Source organism: Streptomyces sp. NBRC 110028 (assembly GCF_001417735.1).
Classification (GTDB): domain Bacteria; phylum Actinomycetota; class Actinomycetes; order Streptomycetales; family Streptomycetaceae; genus Streptomyces.
Map to the genome: position 1 here is coordinate 546,955 of NZ_BBUZ01000024.1, position 19,206 is coordinate 566,160.

The following is a 19,206-nucleotide window of genomic DNA, read 5'->3' on the forward strand; positions in this document are numbered from 1 at the left end:
GTGACAGCGCCTTACTTGCGGATCAGCGAGCGCAGCACGTACTGCATGATGCCGCCGTTGCGGTAGTAGTCCGCCTCGCCGGGGGTGTCGATGCGCACCTTGGCGTCGAACTCCACACTCTCCCCATCAGCGGCTCCGCCGCGGGCGGCCTTGACCTTCACCGTCTCCGGGATGCCGCCGTCGTTGAGCGCGGTGACGCCGGTGATGTGATAAGTCTCCTCGCCGGTCAGGCCCAGCGACTGCGCCGAGGCGCCCTCGGGGAACTGGAGCGGGAGGACGCCCATGCCGATGAGGTTCGAGCGGTGGATGCGCTCGTACGACTCGGCGATGACGGCCTTGACGCCGAGCAGCGCGGTGCCCTTGGCGGCCCAGTCGCGGGACGAGCCGGAGCCGTACTCCTTGCCCGCCAGGATGACCAGCGGGGTGCCGGCCGCCTGGTAGTTCTGCGAGGCGTCGTAGATGAAGGAGACCGGCCCGCCGTCCTGGGTGAAGTCGCGGGTGTAGCCGCCCTCGGTGCCGGGCGCGATCTGGTTGCGCAGCCGGATGTTGGCGAAGGTGCCGCGGATCATGACCTCGTGGTTGCCTCGGCGGGAGCCGTAGGAGTTGAAGTCACGACGCTCGACACCGTGCTCGGTGAGGTACTTGCCCGCCGGGGTGTCGGCCTTGATCGCACCGGCCGGGGAGATGTGGTCGGTGGTGACCGAGTCGCCCAGCTTGGCCAGGACGCGGGCGCCGGTGACGTCCTCGACCGGGGCCGGGTCCATGGTCAGGCCCTCGAAGTACGGGGGCTTGCGGACGTAGGTGGACTCCGCGTCCCACTCGAAGGTGTTGCCGGTCGGGATCGACAGCGCCTGCCACTGGGCGTCACCGGCGAAGACGTCCTGGTAGGACTTGTTGAACATGTCCTCGCCGATGGCGTTGGCCACCACGTCGTTGACCTCGGCCTCGGTCGGCCAGATGTCCTTGAGGAAGACCGGGTTGCCGTCCTGGTCGGTGCCCAGCGCTTCCGTGGTGATGTTCACCTTCATCGAACCGGCGAGGGCGTACGCGACGACCAGCGGCGGGGACGCCAGGTAGTTCATCTTGACGTCGGGGTTGATCCGGCCCTCGAAGTTCCGGTTGCCGGAGAGCACCGAGGTGACGGCGAGGTCGGCCTCGTTGACGGCCTTGGAGACCTCGTCCGGCAGCGGGCCGGAGTTGCCGATGCAGGTGGTGCAGCCGTAGCCGACGAGGTTGAAGCCGACCTTGTCGAGGTAGGGGGTCAGGCCCGCCTTGTCGAAGTAGTCGGTGACGACCTTCGAGCCCGGGGCCAGGGTGGTCTTGACCCACGGCTTGCGGGTCAGGCCCTTCTCGACCGCCTTCTTGGCCACCAGGGCGGCGGCGACCATGACGTACGGGTTCGAGGTGTTGGTGCAGGAGGTGATCGCGGCGACGGTGACGGCGCCGTGGTCGATCTCGTACGTCGAACCGTCGGGGGCGGTGACCTGAGTCGGCTTGCTCGGTACGCCGTTGGAGACGGCCGGGGCGTCGGAGGCCGGGAAGGACTCCTTGCCCGCCTCGTCCTCCTCCGCGTCGGCGACGTAGTTACGGACGTCCTGGGCGAACTGCTGCGCCGCCTCGGCGAGCACGATGCGGTCCTGCGGCCGCTTGGGGCCGGCGATCGACGGGACGACCGTCGACAGGTCCAGCTCCAGCTTCTCGGAGAAGTCCGGCTCGGCGGCCGGGTCCAGCCACAGGCCCTGCTCCTTGGCGTACGCCTCGACGAGCGCGACCTGCTGGTCGGAACGGCCGGTGAGCCGGAGGTAGTTCAGGGTCTCGTCGTCGATCGGGAAGATCGCGGCGGTGGAGCCGAACTCCGGCGACATGTTGCCGATGGTGGCGCGGTTGGCGAGGCTCGTGGCCGCCACGCCCTCGCCGTAGAACTCGACGAACTTGCCGACGACACCGTGCTTGCGCAGCATCTCGGTGATCGTCAGCACGAGGTCGGTGGCGGTGGTGCCGGGCTTCAGCTCACCGGTCAGCTTGAAGCCGACGACGCGCGGGATGAGCATCGATACCGGCTGGCCGAGCATCGCGGCCTCGGCCTCGATGCCGCCGACGCCCCAGCCGAGCACGCCGAGGCCGTTGACCATGGTGGTGTGCGAGTCGGTGCCGACGAGGGTGTCCGGGTACGCCTGGCCACCCCGGACCATGACGGTGCGGGCCAGGTGCTCGATGTTCACCTGGTGGACGATGCCGGTGCCGGGCGGGACGACCTTGAACTCGTCGAACGCGGTCTGGCCCCAGCGCAGGAACTGGTAGCGCTCCTTGTTGCGGCCGTACTCCAGCTCGACGTTCTGGCCGAAGGCTTCCTTGGTACCGAACTTGTCGGCGATCACGGAGTGGTCGATGACCAGCTCGGCCGGGGCCAGCGGGTTGATCTTCGCCGGGTCGCCGCCCAGCTCCTTGACGGCCTCGCGCATGGTGGCGAGGTCGACCACGCAGGGCACACCGGTGAAGTCCTGCATGATCACGCGGGCCGGCGTGAACTGAATCTCCTGGCTCGGCTGGGCCTGGGAGTCCCAGCCGCCGAGCGCTCGGATGTGGTCGGCGGTGATGTTGGCGCCGTCCTCCGTGCGGAGCAGGTTCTCCAGCAGAACCTTCAGGCTGTAGGGGAGGCGGGCGGCCCCCTCCACCTTGTCCAGCCTGAAGATCTCGTACGACTCGTCGCCCACCTGCAGGGTGCTGCGGGCATCGAAGCTGTTCGCCGACACGACAGTCTCCTTCATGCATGAATTACGCGCGTACCACCGCAATGCTGCCGCGACATGCCCGCGCCGATCCGCTAAGGTAAGGCTAAGTTAGGTAACCCTTACCGGTGCGGCGCGACGGTAGCGCCCGCCGACAGATATCTCGATGTCGAGATAACTCTAATACATGGCCCTCGCGCGGGTCAGCTCAGCCCTGCCACCCGGCGGCGTCATGCCGTGCGGATCGCGGTACCCGGCCTCGGCCCCGCTATCCGACGGACCCGCGAACGGCCCTGCCGAGCCGCGATACTTGGCCCCATGGATCCGCGTCTGCTCCGCACCTTCGTCTCCGTGGCCCGCTGCGGCTCCTTCTCCGACGCCGCCCACAAGCTCGGCGCCACGCAGGCGGCCGTCTCCCAGCAGATCGCGACCCTCGAAGCCGATCTGCGCACCCCGCTGCTGACCCGGCGACCGGTGACGCTCACCACCGCCGGGGCGCGGCTGCTGGAGCACGCGGGTCCGCTGCTGCGGCGGCTGGACGCGGCCCGGGCGGACGTCGAGCGGCTGGCCGGACCCGCCGCCACACGGCTGGCCCTCGGCGCCTCACCGCTGGCCATGACGCCCGCGGTCGCCACCGCACTGGACGAGACGCGCCGCGCCTGCCCCGACGCGGCCACCTCCGTACGGATCCTCGGCCGCCGGGAGCTGCCGGCGGCCGTCGCTTCCGGCGCGCTGGACCTGGGACTGCTCGACGGCCCGGCCGCCCCCGGCGAGCCCCTGCCGCTGCCCGACGCCGGGCCGCTCACCACGGTCGCGGTCGCGGAGACACCGCTGGTCGTGGCCCTGCCGCTCGGCCACCCGCTGGCCCGTCGACTCGGCCTGCGACTGGCCGACCTCGCCGACGCCCCCTGGCTGGACGCCCCGGAGGCCGCGGTGCCGCTCGGCGCCCTGCGCGCCGCGAGCGGCACCGGCGGCTTCCGCCCCTCGCTGACGTACGAGGGCACGGACGTCAGCGCCCTCCTCGCCGTGGCCGCGGCCGGCCACGGCCTGGCGCTGCTCCCGCACGCGGCCGCCAAGCACGCCCCCGGCCTCGCCGCGATCCCCCTGACCGCACCCCGCCTGATCCACCGCACCGAACTCCTCCACGGCCCCGCCGTGGACGGCCCGGCCCGCACCCTGGCGGCGGTCCTGACAGGAGACGGTCACCGGTACGGGTGATCTCGGGCGGATATGCCCGAGCCGGTCGCGGCAGAGTTCCGGCCCGGCTCAGCCGCCCGCCAGCCGGGTGCGCACCAGGGACAGCACCTCCTCGTCCGACAGGCCGAGCGACCGGGCCTGCTCCACCAGGCTCTGGACGCCCTCCAGGAGCCGGGCGCGGGCGGTGGGCTGTTCGCCGGTGACCACGGCGCCGCGGCCTCGGCGGAGGTCGATCAGGTCCTCCTCGCGGAGGCGCTGGTAGCCGCGGAGCACCGTGTGGACGTTGACGCCGAGGGAGTCGGCGAGGGTGCGGGCGGCGGGGAGGCGTTCGCCGGGGCGGAGGGTGCCGTCGGCGATGGCGCCGCGGACGGCGGCGGCGATCTGGTCCCCCAGCGGGACCGGGGAGCCGAGGTCGACACGGAAGAGCATGATCAGCCTTACGTTCCAGGAGCGGGCCGGCCGCGCTCGATCAGGGTGTTGAGCAGGGCCGCCGCGGTGGCGGCGTCGTCCACCGTCACCACGAACTCCTTGCCGGTGACCAGCCGCAGGAACAGCGCGTCGCCCGAGCGCAGCACCAGGGCCCTGCGCCCCGGCTGGATGCGGTAGCCCCAGCCGCCGAGGCCGAGGGCATGGGCCTCGCGGCTGGTGGCCTTCTCGATCCGCTCCAGCGGTATCCGCAGCCGCGGGCGCGGCGCGAACCACGGCGCGACGGACAGGCCCCGACGGTCGGCGATGACCCGGCAGCGGCACAGCGCCACCGAGATCACCCCGGCGGCGATCAGCACGGCTTCCGCCGTCACCGCCGCGGCCGCCGTGACCGCGGCGAGCACCACGCCCAGCAGAGTGCAGCCCGCCCCCACGACGGCCAGCACGGGCGATCCGACGCTGTGCGTCCAGACGGCGGCCTCGCCCTCGGCGAGCGGCAGCCGGGAACCGGCCGCCGCGTCGGGCTCGCCGGCGGGGGCGGGGCCCCGGCCCGCCAGCAGCCATCCCGCCCAGCCGACGGCCCCGGCGACGGCGAGCGAGACGGCCAGGTGCCACAGGGGGAAGGTCACGTCGGCGGCACGGGCGGCGTCGGCGTTGGCGCCCAGCAGCGCGACGAAGTCGTACGCGAGCATCGCGGCCGTCCCGTACCCCGTGGCGAGCAGCATCCGCCACGCGCCGAGTCCCGTACGCCACGAGCGGTGGGCGGCGGCCGCCGCGAGGAGGCCGGACAGGAGCAGAAGGGTGGTGACCACCGGGAGGAAGGCACCCAGACCGGTGAATCCGTCCGCCTGCCCGCCGGGGCCGACATGGCTGGCGAGCGGATCCGGCAGCCGGTCGCGCAGCACGGCGAAGGCCGCCAGAACAGCGGCCCAGGCCAGCACAAAGGGCAGCGCGACGATGGCCGCGCGCCGCCAGGAGCGGTCCACCACAACCTCCCTTGTTCGCGTACTACGAGAACAATGCCCGGCTGGACAGCCGCCATACCTCCCCTTCCCCTGACCGCATGCGCATCTCATATCTGAGATAGCCTCTTCTGTATGACTGACGACTACCTCTCCCGCATCGGCAAGCTCATCCGTGACGCCCGGCAGCACCGGGGTTGGACCCAGTCACAGCTCGCGGAGGCGCTCGGCACCAGCCAGAGCGCCGTCAACCGCATCGAGCGCGGGAATCAGAACATCAGCCTTGAGATGATCGCCCGCATCGGTGAGGCGCTGGACAGTGAAATCGTCTCCCTCGGGTACGCGGGTCCGATGCATCTGCGCGTGGTCGGCGGACGGCAACTGTCCGGCGCCATCGATGTGAAGACGAGCAAGAACGCGTGCGTCGCGCTGTTGTGCGCCACGCTCCTCAACTCGGGGCGCACGACGCTGCGGAGAGTCGCCAGGATCGAGGAGGTGTACCGCATCCTGGAGGTGCTGGGCAGCATCGGCGTCCGCACCCGCTGGATCAACGACGGGGCCGACCTGGAGATCGTGCCGCCCGCCGAACTGGACCTCGACTCCATGGACACCGAGGCCGCGCGCCGCACCCGCAGCGTGATCATGTTCCTCGGTCCGCTCCTGCACCGGATGGACCGCTTCCGGATCCCCTACGCGGGCGGCTGCGACCTCGGCACCCGCACCGTGCAGCCGCATATGACGGCGCTGCGCCCGTTCGGCCTCGAAGTGACCGCCACCGACGGGATGTACCACGCCCGGGTCGACCGCTCGGTCTCCCCCGGCCGCGCGATCGTACTGACCGAGCGGGGCGACACGGTCACCGAGAACGCGCTGCTGGCGGCCGCCCGCCACGACGGCGTCACGGTGATCCGCAACGCCTCCTCCAACTACATGGTCCAGGACCTGTGCTTCTTCCTGGAGGAGCTGGGCGTCAAGGTCGAGGGCGTGGGCACCACGACGCTGACCGTCCACGGCGTCACCCACATCGACCGTGACGTCGACTACGCGCCGTCCGAGGACCCGGTGGAGGCGATGAGCCTGCTCGCCGCCGCCGTCGTCACCGAGTCGGAGCTGACGATCCGCCGGGTGCCGGTGGAGTTCCTGGAGATCGAACTGGCCATCCTGGAGGAGATGGGGCTCGACCACGAGCGCACCGCGGAGTACGCGGCGGACAACGGCCGTACCCGGCTGATCGACCTCACGGTCCGGCCGTCGAAGCTCCAGGCGCCCATCGACAAGATCCACCCGATGCCGTTCCCCGGCGTCAACATCGACAACGTCCCCTTCTTCGCCGCCATCGCGGCCGCCGCCCAGGGCTCGACGCTGATCCACGACTGGGTCTACGACAACCGCGCCATCTATCTGACGGAGCTGAACCGGCTCGGCGCCCACGTCAAACTCCTCGACCCGCACCGCGTCCTGGTCGAGGGCCCCACCCGCTGGCGCTCCGCCGAGATGATGTGCCCGCCCGCCCTGCGCCCCGCCGTGGTCGTCCTGCTGGCGATGATGGCCGCGCCCGGCACCTCCGTGCTGCGCAACGTGTACGTGATCAACCGGGGTTACGAGGACCTGGCCGAGCGGCTGAACTCGATCGGCGCGCAGATCGAGACCTTCCGCGACATCTGAAAGCTCCCAGAAGCAGCGCCGCCAAACCCCCTATGACCTGCACAAATCCGAGGGCGAGAGGGGTGTGGCGGCGCCTCTGGGACTTTTAGCCGGGACCGAAAGCTTCCGGTCGCTGCGCACTCGACATGCTGCGTCACCGGAAAGATGTCGGCCTGGACGCAGGCAGGAAAGCAGCAGGTCAGAGATGCTTTTCGGTCCCGGATGAGAGCCGCCGGGCGCCCGGAGCGTCAAATGAGCGTCACGGCCCTACGTCGGTTCGGCACCGGAACTCTGGCACATCATGGCTTCCCGTAGTACGCAGCGACTCCACCGGTACGGAGCCTCACGCCGTTGGAGTCGCGTCGGCGCGCCCAGTGCGTACGAGAGGCCCGCCGTCGAGGGGGCAGTGTGATCGAAATTCGCTGACGGGGCCGCTCCGGGCCAGGGAGGCTTGTCCCGCCTGTTGCACGCCGCCCGGGGACGGAGCCGCCTATTTTGATCACCCTGGACACGAACATGCTGTGGGTGTCTCCCCTGACAACGCCAGCGTCGACCTGCTCAAGACCATCCGGGCGACGGGGCGCAAGGCGTCGCCCGTGGACGGTCATGGAGGAGCTGGCCGCGCAACGGGCGCCGCCTAGGTCCCCCGGTGCTCAACCTTGACCGGCCATCGGAGATGAGCTGATTCCTGCGGTCGTGCCGTCCCGACCATGCGACCGTCAGTCAGGTCGTGCCGTTGACTGACGCAGTGGGTGCACCTGCCCCCGAATACGGCTCACAGAGACATGGCGAACAGGCCGAGGACGTCGAAGAGAGGCTTGTCGGTGGGCACCGCTACTATCCAGGATGCCTCACGGGACGACGAACGGAGTCAGGGAATGGGCTACGTGAACGAAGCAGCGCTCAAGCGGAAGTTGGGTATCCCGAACTGGCGGAACCTGTCCAAGGCCAAGGTGCTCAAGTTCGCGGCAACGATGCCCGAGATGGCCACCGAGGTGCGGCTCAAGCTCATCGAGCAGTTCCCCGCCTTCAAGGACCTGGGCAAGACCGACATCGATGCGGTCACAGAGGCCCACAAGTCCACTCTCGCAGCCAACGAGAACAGTCAGAACCACTTCTACAAGGCTTCGCAGGACCAGCGGGACGCTCTGCAGGCCGACCTCGGTCGGGACGACCTCAGCTGGGCGCAACGGGAGGCCCTCCACGACCGCCTCGACCAAAACGTACAGCGGGTAGGCGAGAAGGACAGCGAGAGCAAGCAGTTTCTGGGGGCAGGGATGAAGGTGGTGGCAGCCGCCGGTGCAGCCGCCCTCGGGCTGGGCGTGGTATTCGTCGGCGGCAAGATCGCTGGAGCGAGCGAAGACGGTTCCGAGGAATCCCAGTAGGACTGAGACTGGTCCTCTGGAGTGGATCCACCGCGAGTCAGTCGGCGGGGGACTCGGCCCCCGGCATGTCGTGCTCGATTCCGGCATGCAGGGTACGGCCGCGTGGCAGCCTCTACTCAAGCGGCAATTGAGCACCAGAGCGCCGCACGTGTGTTGTGCTCTTTCTCCCTGAGTTGTCAGGCGACAATCACACAGACGAGAAGGAGGGAGAGCCCGTACAGGGCAATGGCGAGGTGTAGCCCTACCCACAGGCGGTGAAGCCGAATGCGGTGCAGCCGGGGAAACTCGCGGTAGTGCGCCGCGCGCGCCCGGGCGAGCCCTTCATCGGACCCCAGCACGCCCCGGTCCGCCAGGTCTCGGGTCAACGCCCGTGCCTGGGTGAGGTGGTAGGAGGCCCGCTCGTAGTACTTGGCCACCGCCACAGCTCCGTAGACTCCAGTCGTCGCGACGAAGAGGCACAAGGGCATGACGTTCAGCGTGAACTTCTGCTGGACGATCAGACCGCTCAGGGCTGCCGTGACGATGAGCAAGAGGTTCGTCAATGTGGAGCGCTGGGTCTCACACTGCCGCAGTTGCTCGCGGTGCTCCTTCCAATAGGCGCGTATCGCCTCTTCCGACATCCCGGCCATCAAACCCCCAGTTGATTGCCTGCACCAGCCACACGGTTCGCCTCACAGCACAACCCTCAGCAGTGGAGACACCGTAGCGTGAGGATCTTCATCAGCAGTGCCCGCAAAGGTCTGGAAGAGGAGCGTGACACCCTTGACGGGCTGATCCGCGCTCTCGGGCACACCCCGGTCCGGTTCTAGGACTTCTCCGCTCAGACCACGCCGAGCCGGGAAGCCTGCCTGAAAGCTCTGTCGACCGCCGACGCGTGCCTCTTCCTCCTAGGCCCAAACTACGGCCACGTGTTTCCCGAGACGGGGCAGTCAGCAACCCATGACGAGTGGGTAGCAGCCCAGCAAGCAGGTACGCCCCGCCTCGTCTATCGCAAGCTGGGCGTAACCTTCGAGCCCAGTCAGCACGAGTTCGCACGCGTAGTGGAGGCTTACGCCACCGGCGTATTCCGCGACAGCTTCCGCACGGCCGCGGACCTGCTGCCTAAGGTCGCCGGGAAGATCCGGGAGCTGGAGTCAGGCCCGTCTCCCCTGGCCTTCGCCAAGCTGGCCCAACCACCCGCCCTACACTGGACCCTCGAGGAGGGCACAGGCGGCCTGCAGACCGACGGTGTGACCACCCTTTTGGAGCTGCACGTCCTACCGCTGGACTCTGCTGGCTACTCGGCCAGGGAATTAGAGACGCTCGGCCACTCGCTGCCGGGCCGTGTGCGCGTGACCGGTATGGTCGAGGACGATATCCCCCTAAGCTCTTCCCGGTCGCAGGGCCATATGGCCGTCTCCGTCCCGGCCAGACGTCCCCGTTCGTGGGGCACGCCCCGTCCGGGCCAGCTCGTAGAGGTCCGCCTGTACAAGACGGGCCAGCTCTCCACCCGGGCCATGCTTCCCCAGGACAGTATGGGGCCGATCCTCGATCCCAACGCCCTGCCCATGCAGATCGCCGAACTGCTCAAGTTCACCGGCGCGTTGAATATCATCACGCAGGACCGCATCGTGCTAGCTGCTGGCGTGTCGGAGCCCGCCATGACCAGCATCGATACCTTCGACCTACGTCAGTCACGACACACAGCCAGTCTCGCCGGCTTCGGCAGGTCATTCGCCCTGCGTACCGAACCCGACGAGTCCGTCACCCTGGCAGCCCTGCAGGCCGGAGCCGATGAAGTCGCCGACCATCTCGCGCGGGCACTGATCGCGCACCACCCCTCCGCTGCCTGAAGCTGCCTCGCCAGCAAACGCACGGCCACCGCCTGCTCTTGCTTGAAGCGGTTGACGGCCAGGCTGGCGTTGAGTGCATTCAGGGGCGGCCCGCAGGCGCGTGTGCTGACGACGGGATGCGCCGACGGGCCCGTTCCCGGCGTCCCGGCAGCTACGGGCCAGAGCCGAACTCACCGCATTGACCTTCGCCACCCACGCCCACAGGCACGACGGCGCGCACGTCGACGAGACCGAGACGGTCCTACTGTCCGGCATCACCGGCCTAATCACCTACATGATCGCCGACGGGCTGTCCCGCCACTTCGCGAACAGACTCGAAGAGCAGGAGGAGCTCAAGCCCCGCGGCGGCAAGCCTCGCTCCGCGGTCGCCTTGGGCGGCCAGGCCGCCTCTTCATGGTCCTCTACCTTAAGGTTCTCGACGCCTTCGGCGTCATCGGCGCGTTCGCCATCACTGAGGGATGGCGTCCCACCGTTCCAAGGTGTCGACCTGGCGGGGCTTCGTCGAGTGCGTCGGTGTTGCGCACATGCAGCTGGTAGGGATCCCCAGCCAACAGGGAGGGTGCACTAACCGCTGCAGGCCAGCGAAGCGCTACGGGCAACAGACCAGTCGCCGAAATCAAATTCATGTGACTGGCCCGCCCGCCGACGTGCGAGATACGGGCCTCAGGTCCGCTCCAGCAGTTCCGCACTGATCCGGCCCCAGCTCGGTCGGGGGCCGTCGACCGAGCGTACGACTGTGAGCCGACGGCCGTCGAGGAACGCATCGAGCCGATCGCCCGTCAGGGTGGCCAGCCGCTCGCGCTGATCACGGCGATTCACCTCTACCCGCTCGCCCAGAACTCCGAGCAGTACCTCATGACGCGCCTCGCCGAGGACGTCGCCGCGGATCCATCGCCCCCCGGACCGGTACATCGGCGAGCGTGCCGGGGGTGTACTCCTCGCGGCAGAAGGCCCGGTCCATCGCCTCCTCGGCCTCCGGTCCCACCCGGCTGATCGCCGCCCGGCTGGCAACCCCCTGACCGCTGAACTCCGGGCGCTGAAGGTCGGCCATGAGGCCCCCTGCCGGGGCCGTGGCCACCACGCGGCGGGGATCGGGCCGGGGAACACGGAATTGCCAGGGCTTCGCGTCTCCTGGCACGTCGATCCATCCTGTCTTGAAACCCGTCAGGGCGGCGGAGCCGTCGGGCAGGAAGATGCCGACGTAGACGCCGCCCGCGCCGAGCCAGACCCAGCTCATGAAGTAGGCATGATCGCCGTGGTCAACGGACCACTGCGCGAGCTTCTCCAAACGCTTCTTGGCAGGTCTCGCACCAATACTCGCCATCGAACTCGCAAATCTCGCGGCAGAACGTGGCGCCGAGCACTGACAACCCTGACAACCGGGGATTCGCTCCCACCGAAGAGCTCGTAACACGAGCATGACCGGGCACGGAAGCTACCGGGCCGAAGACCTCGGCCTGGTCACGTAGCAGGGTCAGAACGATCCGCCGGGGATCGTGTCCGGTGCCACGCGGCCGCAGGTGGCGCAGCGCGTCAGTGAAGGCCGGGGCAGGGTGTGGCGTCGGCGAAATCGGCCATCAGGCGGGACCCGGGGGCTGCCCACCCCGTGGCCGTCGGCCGAGACGACGAGCTTGGAGCGCGACCCGGTGGTGCGCAACGCAGGAAGTGCCTTCCTGGTGCGATGACAAACACCTTCGACAAGCCTCATATTCCCAGCTCAGAAGGCACTTTCGTTTTTCCGATCAAGATCCGGACGCCACGGCAGATGAAACGCGCAGATTATGGAGCAGGGTTACAAAAACCCTACGCCGCGCATCACCACCGTAGCGGTGACGCCACTCCCGAGCTTGGACTTCGATCTGAGACGAGGGGTTTACCGTCACCGTCACCCTTGCCACCATTCGGACAAACGCCAGAAGATCACAAATCCGCATCCAGCAAAATGGTTGAAATCCCGACCATCGAGCCACCATTGAACAGGGAACCGGCCATTCCACGCCTGCCTCACTTAGCGCCCCACACGGTGCTCGCAGCCATCAACGCAGATCAATCCAGTAGAGCACCCGAACAAGCTTCTGGGTCGCGATAGAGATCCCGCCACCCCGATTCAGGCAACCTCTCGCCAAGCCAGAAATCCATCTATAGTCATCCCGTCACAGCACACATGTGTTCGAAATCACGAACGCGATGCAGGGATGCAATCGATCCTCACGATTGGAGGAGCATGCATAAAACAATTGGAGTGCTGAGTAGCGTGGTCGCCACGCTTCTCGTCTCGCTGGCAGTCGCGCCGAGCGCCCAGGCGAACGGAGACGAGGAAAACATTATGAGCATGGAGATCTGCAAGGATCCCTATGTCTCCAAATTCAAGCTCCACCTCTTCTACAATTCGGGACAGAACGGGTCCTACAGAAACATCGGATACAGCGTATACGACTTCAGCGCTGTAAAGATCGGCGGCAGTGACCCCACGGTCCACGTCATGAAGTTCTGCAAGCTCGGCGTCAGCAGCCCATGGCCCGGCTCTGGGCAACGACTCAAGAACAATGCTGCATCCGGCGAGAACGAGCACTACAAGTACATGGCCCGGGTGTACTTCAACAGCGGCTACAAGGGCGCCCAGGATGCTATGGGGCCCCAGCAACACATCGATCAGTTTCCGCACGTAAAAAATAACAACGCTTCATTCCGCTGGACCTCCTGAGGTGGCGGAAGCAGAGGGGGGACAAAAGAAGATGAGCAGGCCCAAGAGGACCATCGCGAAGGTCGCAGTTCCCGTCGTGGCAGCTGTAACGGTGGGAGCTGTGGCATATGCAGGAAACATGGCAAGCACTCCATCGATGCATGACAGCACGTCATCGGCCAGTGCGGCGGACAGCGCCCACGCATCGAAGGCGGAGGTGAGTGACCCGGGAAATCCGGCAACCTGGCGGCTACCGATCGAGGCATACCTGCCAGCTAAGGCAGACACCCGGTTCATCACGGCCACCCGGGACAGTCTGATCGACGAGTGCATGAAAGCCGCGGGCTACGACCAGTGGACGCCGGCCCCCGACCTTCCCGAAATAGGCGGAAAGACGCTCACCGACTGGCGGTATGGGATTCACGATGCCGGGTTGGCGGCCAAGCGCGGATACCACCCAGATGCAGCGGAACAGCGAGCATACGACGAGGCGCAGGAGGCTGGCGCAGTCGATGAGTCCGGCACAGACGACACGGCGCTTAAGGAGTGCGTCACGCAGACCGACGGGAAGGCCCCCTCGGCCCAGCCGGACGCTCTTGCCCAGCAGATCAGCAATGACTCCTACCTTGAGTCGATGAACGCACCGAGCGTGATCGAAGCGTTCGCCAAATGGTCGTCGTGCATGAAGGCGCAGGGCTACTCGTACGCGAAGCCGATGGACGCCAACGACGACTCGCGTTTCTCCGATCCGTACAACGTCACGGATGAGGAGATCGCCACAGCGAAGGCGGACGTGTCCTGCAGGAGTAAATACAGCGTCGAGAAGGTCTGGTTCGACGCGGAGGCCGCTCTTCAGCAGACCGCCATCGCCAAAAACCAGGCGGAGCTGGATGAAGCAAAGAAGACCATCAAGTCTGCCGTAACCAAAGCGAAGTCCATCAATGCCATCCGGTAAAGCCATCACCGTGGAGTTGATGTGCGAAGACGATTAAGATCGACGGCCGTCGCCATGGGCACGTCGCTCTCACAGACTCAGGCGGCCTGGGCACAAGGAGGGGCATCCAGTGCCAAGGACCCTTCGTGCCCGCCGCGAGCCGCAGCAGAGAAGAGTGATTCTGCGTCTGTCTTTCCCGAAGGCCGTACACGCATCTCGGCAACGGCTGGCAGAAGTCCGCGGACCGGACCTGGACCACCAGCGGTGACGCTGATGGTTTCCACATCGTGACGGCCGAGAAGAAGTACCGCTACGCGTGGCGGACGACCGCGGCCCTGGCCGAGCCGGGGTTCGACGCTGACGCATGGATCGGAAACGCGTGTGTGACCGCCTCGGCCAGGCGTGTCGTCGTGGAATGCGCGCCCCGCGCCTTCACCGACAAGGCGCAACTCATGGCCCGCGGCGGCTTCACCGCGCTCGTCGGCCTGGAGGCGGAAAAGTCTCCAAGCTCGGCCTGCAGGCGTCTCTCTGCTACTGCGATCCCGGGTGTGGGACAGGGGAGACCGCGGTGCTCACGCAGTCCGGCGGTGAGGACAGTGCGGCGCCTCGGCTGGTGCGGGTCGACGCGGTGACCGGCAAGCTGGAAAGCCTGTTGAGGTACCGGGCTAGCTGATCTGGCGTCCCACGCACCGAACACGGCAGGCGGGCTCGCGAAGCCCTGACAGGTGTCGGTCTGGGACACCGGATCGGCGCCACGCTCTCTCGGTTGTCGGGAGGAGAGCGCCAGCGCGCGCTGTGCGACGAGCCCACTGGGCAAGTAGCCGCTGAAGCCCCTCTCGCACTGCCCCCGGCCGTCCCGAGTACTTCAAGGCCGTGCCGCCGCCCGACCCCAGGACGCTGCGCGCCTCCGTCATCCCGGACCTGACCAGCTTTTCCTGCTGCTGGCTGCGATTTGCCTGGTCATCGGCGCCGTCGGCATCGCCAACACGACCCTGGTCGCGGTGCTGCAACGCACCGGTGAGATCGGCCTGCGCCGGGCGCTCGGTTCACAGGGCAGCCCATCACCGCCCAGTTCCTCACCGAGTCCGCGGTCCTCGGCACTCTGGGCGGTCTGATTGGACACACTCACCGTCCTGGGCGTTGTCGTCACCCGCCAGTGGACCCCGTCATCCCGCCTCTCACCGTTGTCCTCGCTCCCGTGATCGGTCTGGCCACCGGCCTGCTCGCCGGCCTCTATCCGGCCTGGCGTGCTGCCGGTGTCCAGCCCGCCGAAGCCCTCCGCCCCTGAGTCGACGTTCTGCGTCGGCACGGTCGCGGAGTCCGTACAGACAGCTGCTCTCCCAGACCCTGGAGAAGTCTTGAGGCTGAGACGTAGAGCACGAATGCCCATCACCTTTATGGCCGCAGCCCTGGCGGTCACCGGCCTGACACAGACCGGATCCGCCTGGGCGACGCCGCCGGCCACGGCTACGTCCTCTTCGCCGGCCCCCGCGAGTGGGGCGGAAGCGAAGTCGGATGCTCCGCGCCAGGACGAGTCGTCCAAAGTACTGAAGCCGAACGATGTGCTGCCCGACGACTGGGAGGAGTCCGCCGATCGCGCGGTGACCGTGGCCGGTGACGGCTCCGGCCTGCACGTCCTCGCGGCCGCCAGCCAGGACGCCTACCAGTGGCGCACGGTCGCCACCCTCTCCGAACCCGGGTTCGGAACCGACCTGTGGATCGGTAACGCCTGCGTAACCGGGTCGGGGAAACGGGCGGTCGTGGTCTACGCGCCCCGGGGCTTCACCAACAAGCCCGAACTCATGGAGCGTGGCGGCTTCGCGGCTATCGTGGACCTGACCAACAGTAAGGTCACGAAGCTCGCGGACACCGTGAGTCTGGCGTACTTCAACCCAGGCTGCGGCACCGGGGAGACCGCCGTGCTCACGCAGATCGGCGACGAAAAGAGCAACCAGACCCGGCTGCTGACCGTGGACACCACCACGGCCACCGTCGTCCACCGACAGACCGAGAAGGTCCAGGTCACCTCAGCGGTCCCCACCGGCAACACGATCGTCGGAGCGGCGGTGGGACGCCTGATCCGCTTCGACCACAACAATCACGCCAGCCAGCTCACCACGACCTCGGGCCCCGCCTTCGACCTCCGCGTGGACGGCCAGGGCGGCGTCAACTTCCTGGATCAGCGGGACGGCAAGACCCAGGCCCGCCGCACCGCCAACGGCGCGACCCGCACGTTCGCACAGGGCACCTCGGGCTCCCTGAGCCTTCAGGCCGGCACGTCCGGACGAGTCTTCCTCACCGGCACACCGACGTCCACTTCGTCGATGCCATCCGCCGTCCGGCGGCTGAAGGTGGCGGCGGACGCGACGGTGTCGTCCACCGGCGCGCTCGCGGTGGACCAGGCAGTGTCCGATAGCCTGCGCAGCCACGTCAGCCGTCCGCTGGCCGCGACCGCGTGGAACACAGCGGCACCGATACAGCTCAAGACCGAGGTCCCGGCGACCGGCAAGAAGGTCTCGTTCACGATCGGTACCGCCGACAGCGGCCAGAAGGCGTCGGGCAAGGCCGCTTCTCCCGCCCTGACCGACTCGGCCGCCACCACTCCGGCGTCCACAGCCAGGACGGGGAGCACCGCGAAGACACGGGCGGTCACTACGGCCGGTGACCCGACCTCCACCATCGACAACGACCGCACCTGTTCGCAGCCCCGCAACGACCCCAAACAGCAGGCGTACCAGCCGACCCCCAACCAGGTCGAGTGGGCTGTTGACATGGCCATCCGCGGCAATCTGACCAGCGCCTACGTACGCCAGGGCGGATGGCGCACCGCCGCCGGGCTCGGCACGGTCAACCCGCAGGGGATGTTCCCGCTGCCGAGTTTGGAGGGAACCAGCGGAGGACGCATCCCCGCTCAGGTCCTCCTCGGTGTGCTGACCCAGGAGTCCAACCTGTGGCAGGCCGAGGGCGGGGCCCTGCCCGGCCAGACCAGCTCGACCCTCGCGAGCACCAACGGCTTCTACGGGCATCCCAGCGACCCGGCGACGCCCGAGGACCACTGGCGGATCGACTGGTCGAAGGCGGACTGCGGCTACGGCATCGGTCAGCAGACCGACGGCATGAAGAGCGGTGAGATCGGCGAGTTGCCGACCGCGCAGCAGAAGGCCATCGCGCTCGACTACACCTCCAACATCGCGGTCGCCGCACGCACTCTCTCCACCAAGTGGAACGAGCTGCACGACAATGCCATCACGCCGGGCGGTATCAGGCTCAACACTGACGACCCCTCGGCCCCGGAGAACTGGTTCGCGGCGCTGTGGGACTACAACTCCGGCCTCAACTACTACGTCCCGGCCAGCCCGACCGAGTACTGGGGCCTGGGCTACCTGAACAATCCGTCCAACCCCCTCTACCCGCCGGACCGGCACGCCTTCCTCGACCACAACAGCTACGCCGACGCCGCGCATCCGCAGCAGTGGTCGTACGCGGAGAAGGTGCTGGGTTGGGCCGCCTGGCCGATCGACACCGGACGCTCGTACGCGGACGACGGCACCGCCAACCACAGCAATACGGCGGGATACTCGGCGGCCTGGTGGGACTCCGACATCCACCGCTCCAGCGTCAAGCCGGAGATGGACACCTTCTGCAGCCCACAGATCAACGCCTGCAATCCGGCCAACCCGCCGCGCTGCGAGGTCGATCACCTCGGTGAGTCCTGCGACCCGCCGCACTGGTACCACACCCCCCAGACGACCTGGAAGGTCGCCTGCCCCAACAGCTGCGGGCACGAGTACCTGACCTACAAGACCCTCAGGACCGAAATCGGCAACGGCAACAACGGCGCAGGCACCATGTGCAACAACTCCGCCGCCGGCTTCACCATCGTGGACGACGTGGCCAGCAGCGTTCCCGTATACACCGACGGATGCGGCAAGACGGGCTGGACCAACTCCGGCACCCTCAGCTTCCGTTTCAACGCCGACGCGCAGAACCACTACGAAGCAAAGGGCGATCTCCATCAGATCGGCGGCGGCTTCGGTGATCACTTCTGGTACGCCCACGCCCGCGACGAAGATCACGGCGCGTCCGCGAGCGTCTACGATCCGGAGCAGGATCCGGGTCCCGCCGCCGGTGTCATGGCCGTCACCGGCACCTGGAAACTGAACACCCAGCGCACCTCGTGGACACGGGTACTGGTGCACCTGCCGAACACGGGCTCGGGGAGCCAGCAGGCCGTCTACACCATCCACCTAGGTGACGGGACCACGCACACCCGGATCATCAACGCGATCTCCCATAAGAACCAGTGGGTGAGCCTGGGCATCTACCACTTCGCCGCCGGCTCCGACTTCCAAGGCGTCTCGCTTTCCAACTACACACCCGAGGGGCAGGCGGACAACGACATCGCCTGGGACGCGGTGGGCTTCCAGTGGCTTTCGGCCAAGCCGAAGCACATCGTGGCCGCGCTCGGCGACTCCTACTCCTCCGGTGAGGGCGCGAACGACTACGACGAATCCAGCAACCAGAAGCACGGCACCATCGACTGGAACGCCTGCCGACGCAGCGCCAACGCGTGGCCGCGCAAGCTCGTGCTGCCGGGAATGTCGGCACGCCTGTCGCTGCTGTCCGACGGCTTCAGCCCGAACGCGGAACTCGGTTTCGTCGCTTGTTCCGGGGCCCACACCAGGCAGCTTGACGGAAGCGTCCCCGCGAGTTACCCGCAGGGCGGGGACATCGGTACCGGAGACGGCGAGTTCCGGGAGATCCCCCAGGTCGACTCCGGCGTCCTCACCAAGGACACCACCTTGGTGACGCTCACCATCGGTGGCAACAACTACGGCGCCTTCGTCAACGCCGTCACCGACTGTGCGTACCCCACGGACTGTGCCAACGACGGCTTCATCCACAAGTACGAAGCACTCATCGACCAGACGAAGGAGGACGTGGGCGGCACTCTGCAGGCCATCGCCGAGCGCGCCCCCAACGCCAAGATCCTGCTGGTGGGATACCCGGAAATCCTCAGCCGGACGGTCAAGTGCACCGGATCCTGGTTCATCGACGGCGGCGAAGCCGACGCGCTGGCCACCCTGGCCAACTACATGAATGACGCGCAGAAAGCTAAGGTGGACGAGCTGAAGGCCACGGGACTCCACGTGTCGTACGCCAACCCCGTCGACGCCTTCGTCGGCCACGGAGGATGCGACAGCGACGAGTGGATGAACAAGATCGTGCTCGGTCCCAACGGGGACGGCGACTTCCACGAAGGCGACCCAAACTCCTTTTGCATCTCCGTCTCCGGCGTCGGCCAGAAGTGCTTGAGCCGCGAGGCCTTCCACCCGAAACAGGCGGGCACCACCGGATACGCAAGCGTGGTGGAAAAGCGCCTGACCGATATCGGTTACACGGGATCATGACGG

The 19,206-nt window shown here is 67.5% G+C and carries 11 protein-coding genes and 3 pseudogenes; 9 read left to right on the top strand and 5 right to left on the bottom strand.

From position 1 onward, the window contains the following. Window positions 1-11 precede the first annotated feature (11 nt). On the bottom strand, window positions 12-2,753 hold the full coding sequence (acnA, locus tag ASC60_RS11665; RefSeq protein WP_055549635.1) for an aconitate hydratase AcnA: 2,742 nt from the start codon (window positions 2,751-2,753) through the stop codon (window positions 12-14). A gap of 294 nt (window positions 2,754-3,047) precedes the next feature. Between acnA and ASC60_RS11670 the strand changes: the two genes are divergently transcribed. Next, complete coding sequence (locus ASC60_RS11670) at window positions 3,048-3,947, top strand: LysR family transcriptional regulator (RefSeq protein ID WP_055549637.1); 900 nt, start codon at window positions 3,048-3,050, stop codon at window positions 3,945-3,947. A 48-nt stretch (window positions 3,948-3,995) separates the two neighbouring features. Here the strand turns inward: ASC60_RS11670 and ASC60_RS11675 are convergent, their stop codons facing one another. Together ASC60_RS11675 and ASC60_RS11680 are read right to left on the bottom strand one after the other, a co-directional pair. Further along, window positions 3,996-4,355, bottom strand: a complete 360-nt coding sequence (locus tag ASC60_RS11675; protein ID WP_055549639.1) for a GntR family transcriptional regulator — start codon at window positions 4,353-4,355, stop codon at window positions 3,996-3,998. 8 nt (window positions 4,356-4,363) lie between these two features. Beyond that, entirely contained in the window at window positions 4,364-5,338 is a 975-nt protein-coding gene (locus tag ASC60_RS11680; protein WP_055549641.1) for a hypothetical protein, read from the bottom strand. Between the two features lie 111 nt (window positions 5,339-5,449). On the opposite strand from ASC60_RS11680, the gene ASC60_RS11685 reads away from it, so the two are divergent. Together ASC60_RS11685 and ASC60_RS11690 are read left to right on the top strand one after the other, a co-directional pair. Beyond that, a complete protein-coding gene (locus tag ASC60_RS11685; RefSeq protein ID WP_055549643.1) occupies window positions 5,450-6,979 on the top strand; it encodes a UDP-N-acetylglucosamine 1-carboxyvinyltransferase in 1,530 nt (509 codons plus the stop codon). An 866-nt stretch (window positions 6,980-7,845) separates the two neighbouring features. After that, window positions 7,846-8,343: a hypothetical protein gene (locus ASC60_RS11690; protein ID WP_159043238.1), complete on the top strand. Its 498-nt coding sequence runs from the start codon at window positions 7,846-7,848 to the stop codon at window positions 8,341-8,343. A 176-nt stretch (window positions 8,344-8,519) separates the two neighbouring features. Here the strand turns inward: ASC60_RS11690 and ASC60_RS11695 are convergent, their stop codons facing one another. Next, the gene (locus tag ASC60_RS11695; RefSeq protein WP_234356897.1) at window positions 8,520-8,963 is read right to left on the bottom strand and encodes a hypothetical protein; all 444 of its coding nucleotides are present in this window, start codon (window positions 8,961-8,963) and stop codon (window positions 8,520-8,522) included. 87 nt (window positions 8,964-9,050) lie between these two features. On the opposite strand from ASC60_RS11695, the pseudogene ASC60_RS11700 reads away from it, so the two are divergent. Together ASC60_RS11700 and ASC60_RS42760 are read left to right on the top strand one after the other, a co-directional pair. Further along, window positions 9,051-10,175 (top strand): annotated as a pseudogene (locus ASC60_RS11700) (DUF4062 domain-containing protein). A 169-nt stretch (window positions 10,176-10,344) separates the two neighbouring features. Continuing rightward, window positions 10,345-10,628 (top strand): annotated as a pseudogene (locus tag ASC60_RS42760) (DUF475 domain-containing protein); the annotation flags it as partial. A 400-nt stretch (window positions 10,629-11,028) separates the two neighbouring features. Here the strand turns inward: ASC60_RS42760 and ASC60_RS11705 are convergent. Beyond that, window positions 11,029-11,463: a hypothetical protein gene (locus ASC60_RS11705; RefSeq protein WP_055549648.1), complete on the bottom strand. Its 435-nt coding sequence runs from the start codon at window positions 11,461-11,463 to the stop codon at window positions 11,029-11,031. A gap of 954 nt (window positions 11,464-12,417) precedes the next feature. Here ASC60_RS11705 and ASC60_RS11710 point away from each other — a divergent pair. The 4 genes and pseudogenes from ASC60_RS11710 (at window position 12,418) to ASC60_RS11725 (ending at window position 19,203) form a co-directional block, all read left to right on the top strand. Next, entirely contained in the window at window positions 12,418-12,879 is a 462-nt protein-coding gene (locus tag ASC60_RS11710; RefSeq protein ID WP_055549650.1) for a hypothetical protein, read from the top strand. Between the two features lie 31 nt (window positions 12,880-12,910). Further along, complete coding sequence (locus ASC60_RS11715; RefSeq protein WP_159043239.1) at window positions 12,911-13,813, top strand: hypothetical protein; 903 nt, start codon at window positions 12,911-12,913, stop codon at window positions 13,811-13,813. 793 nt (window positions 13,814-14,606) lie between these two features. Beyond that, window positions 14,607-15,080 (top strand): annotated as a pseudogene (locus ASC60_RS42770) (ABC transporter permease); the annotation flags it as partial. Window positions 15,081-15,354: 274 nt separating this feature from the next. Beyond that, window positions 15,355-19,203, top strand: a complete 3,849-nt coding sequence (locus tag ASC60_RS11725) for a GDSL-type esterase/lipase family protein (RefSeq protein ID WP_055549656.1) — start codon at window positions 15,355-15,357, stop codon at window positions 19,201-19,203. Window positions 19,204-19,206: the final 3 nt, after the last annotated feature.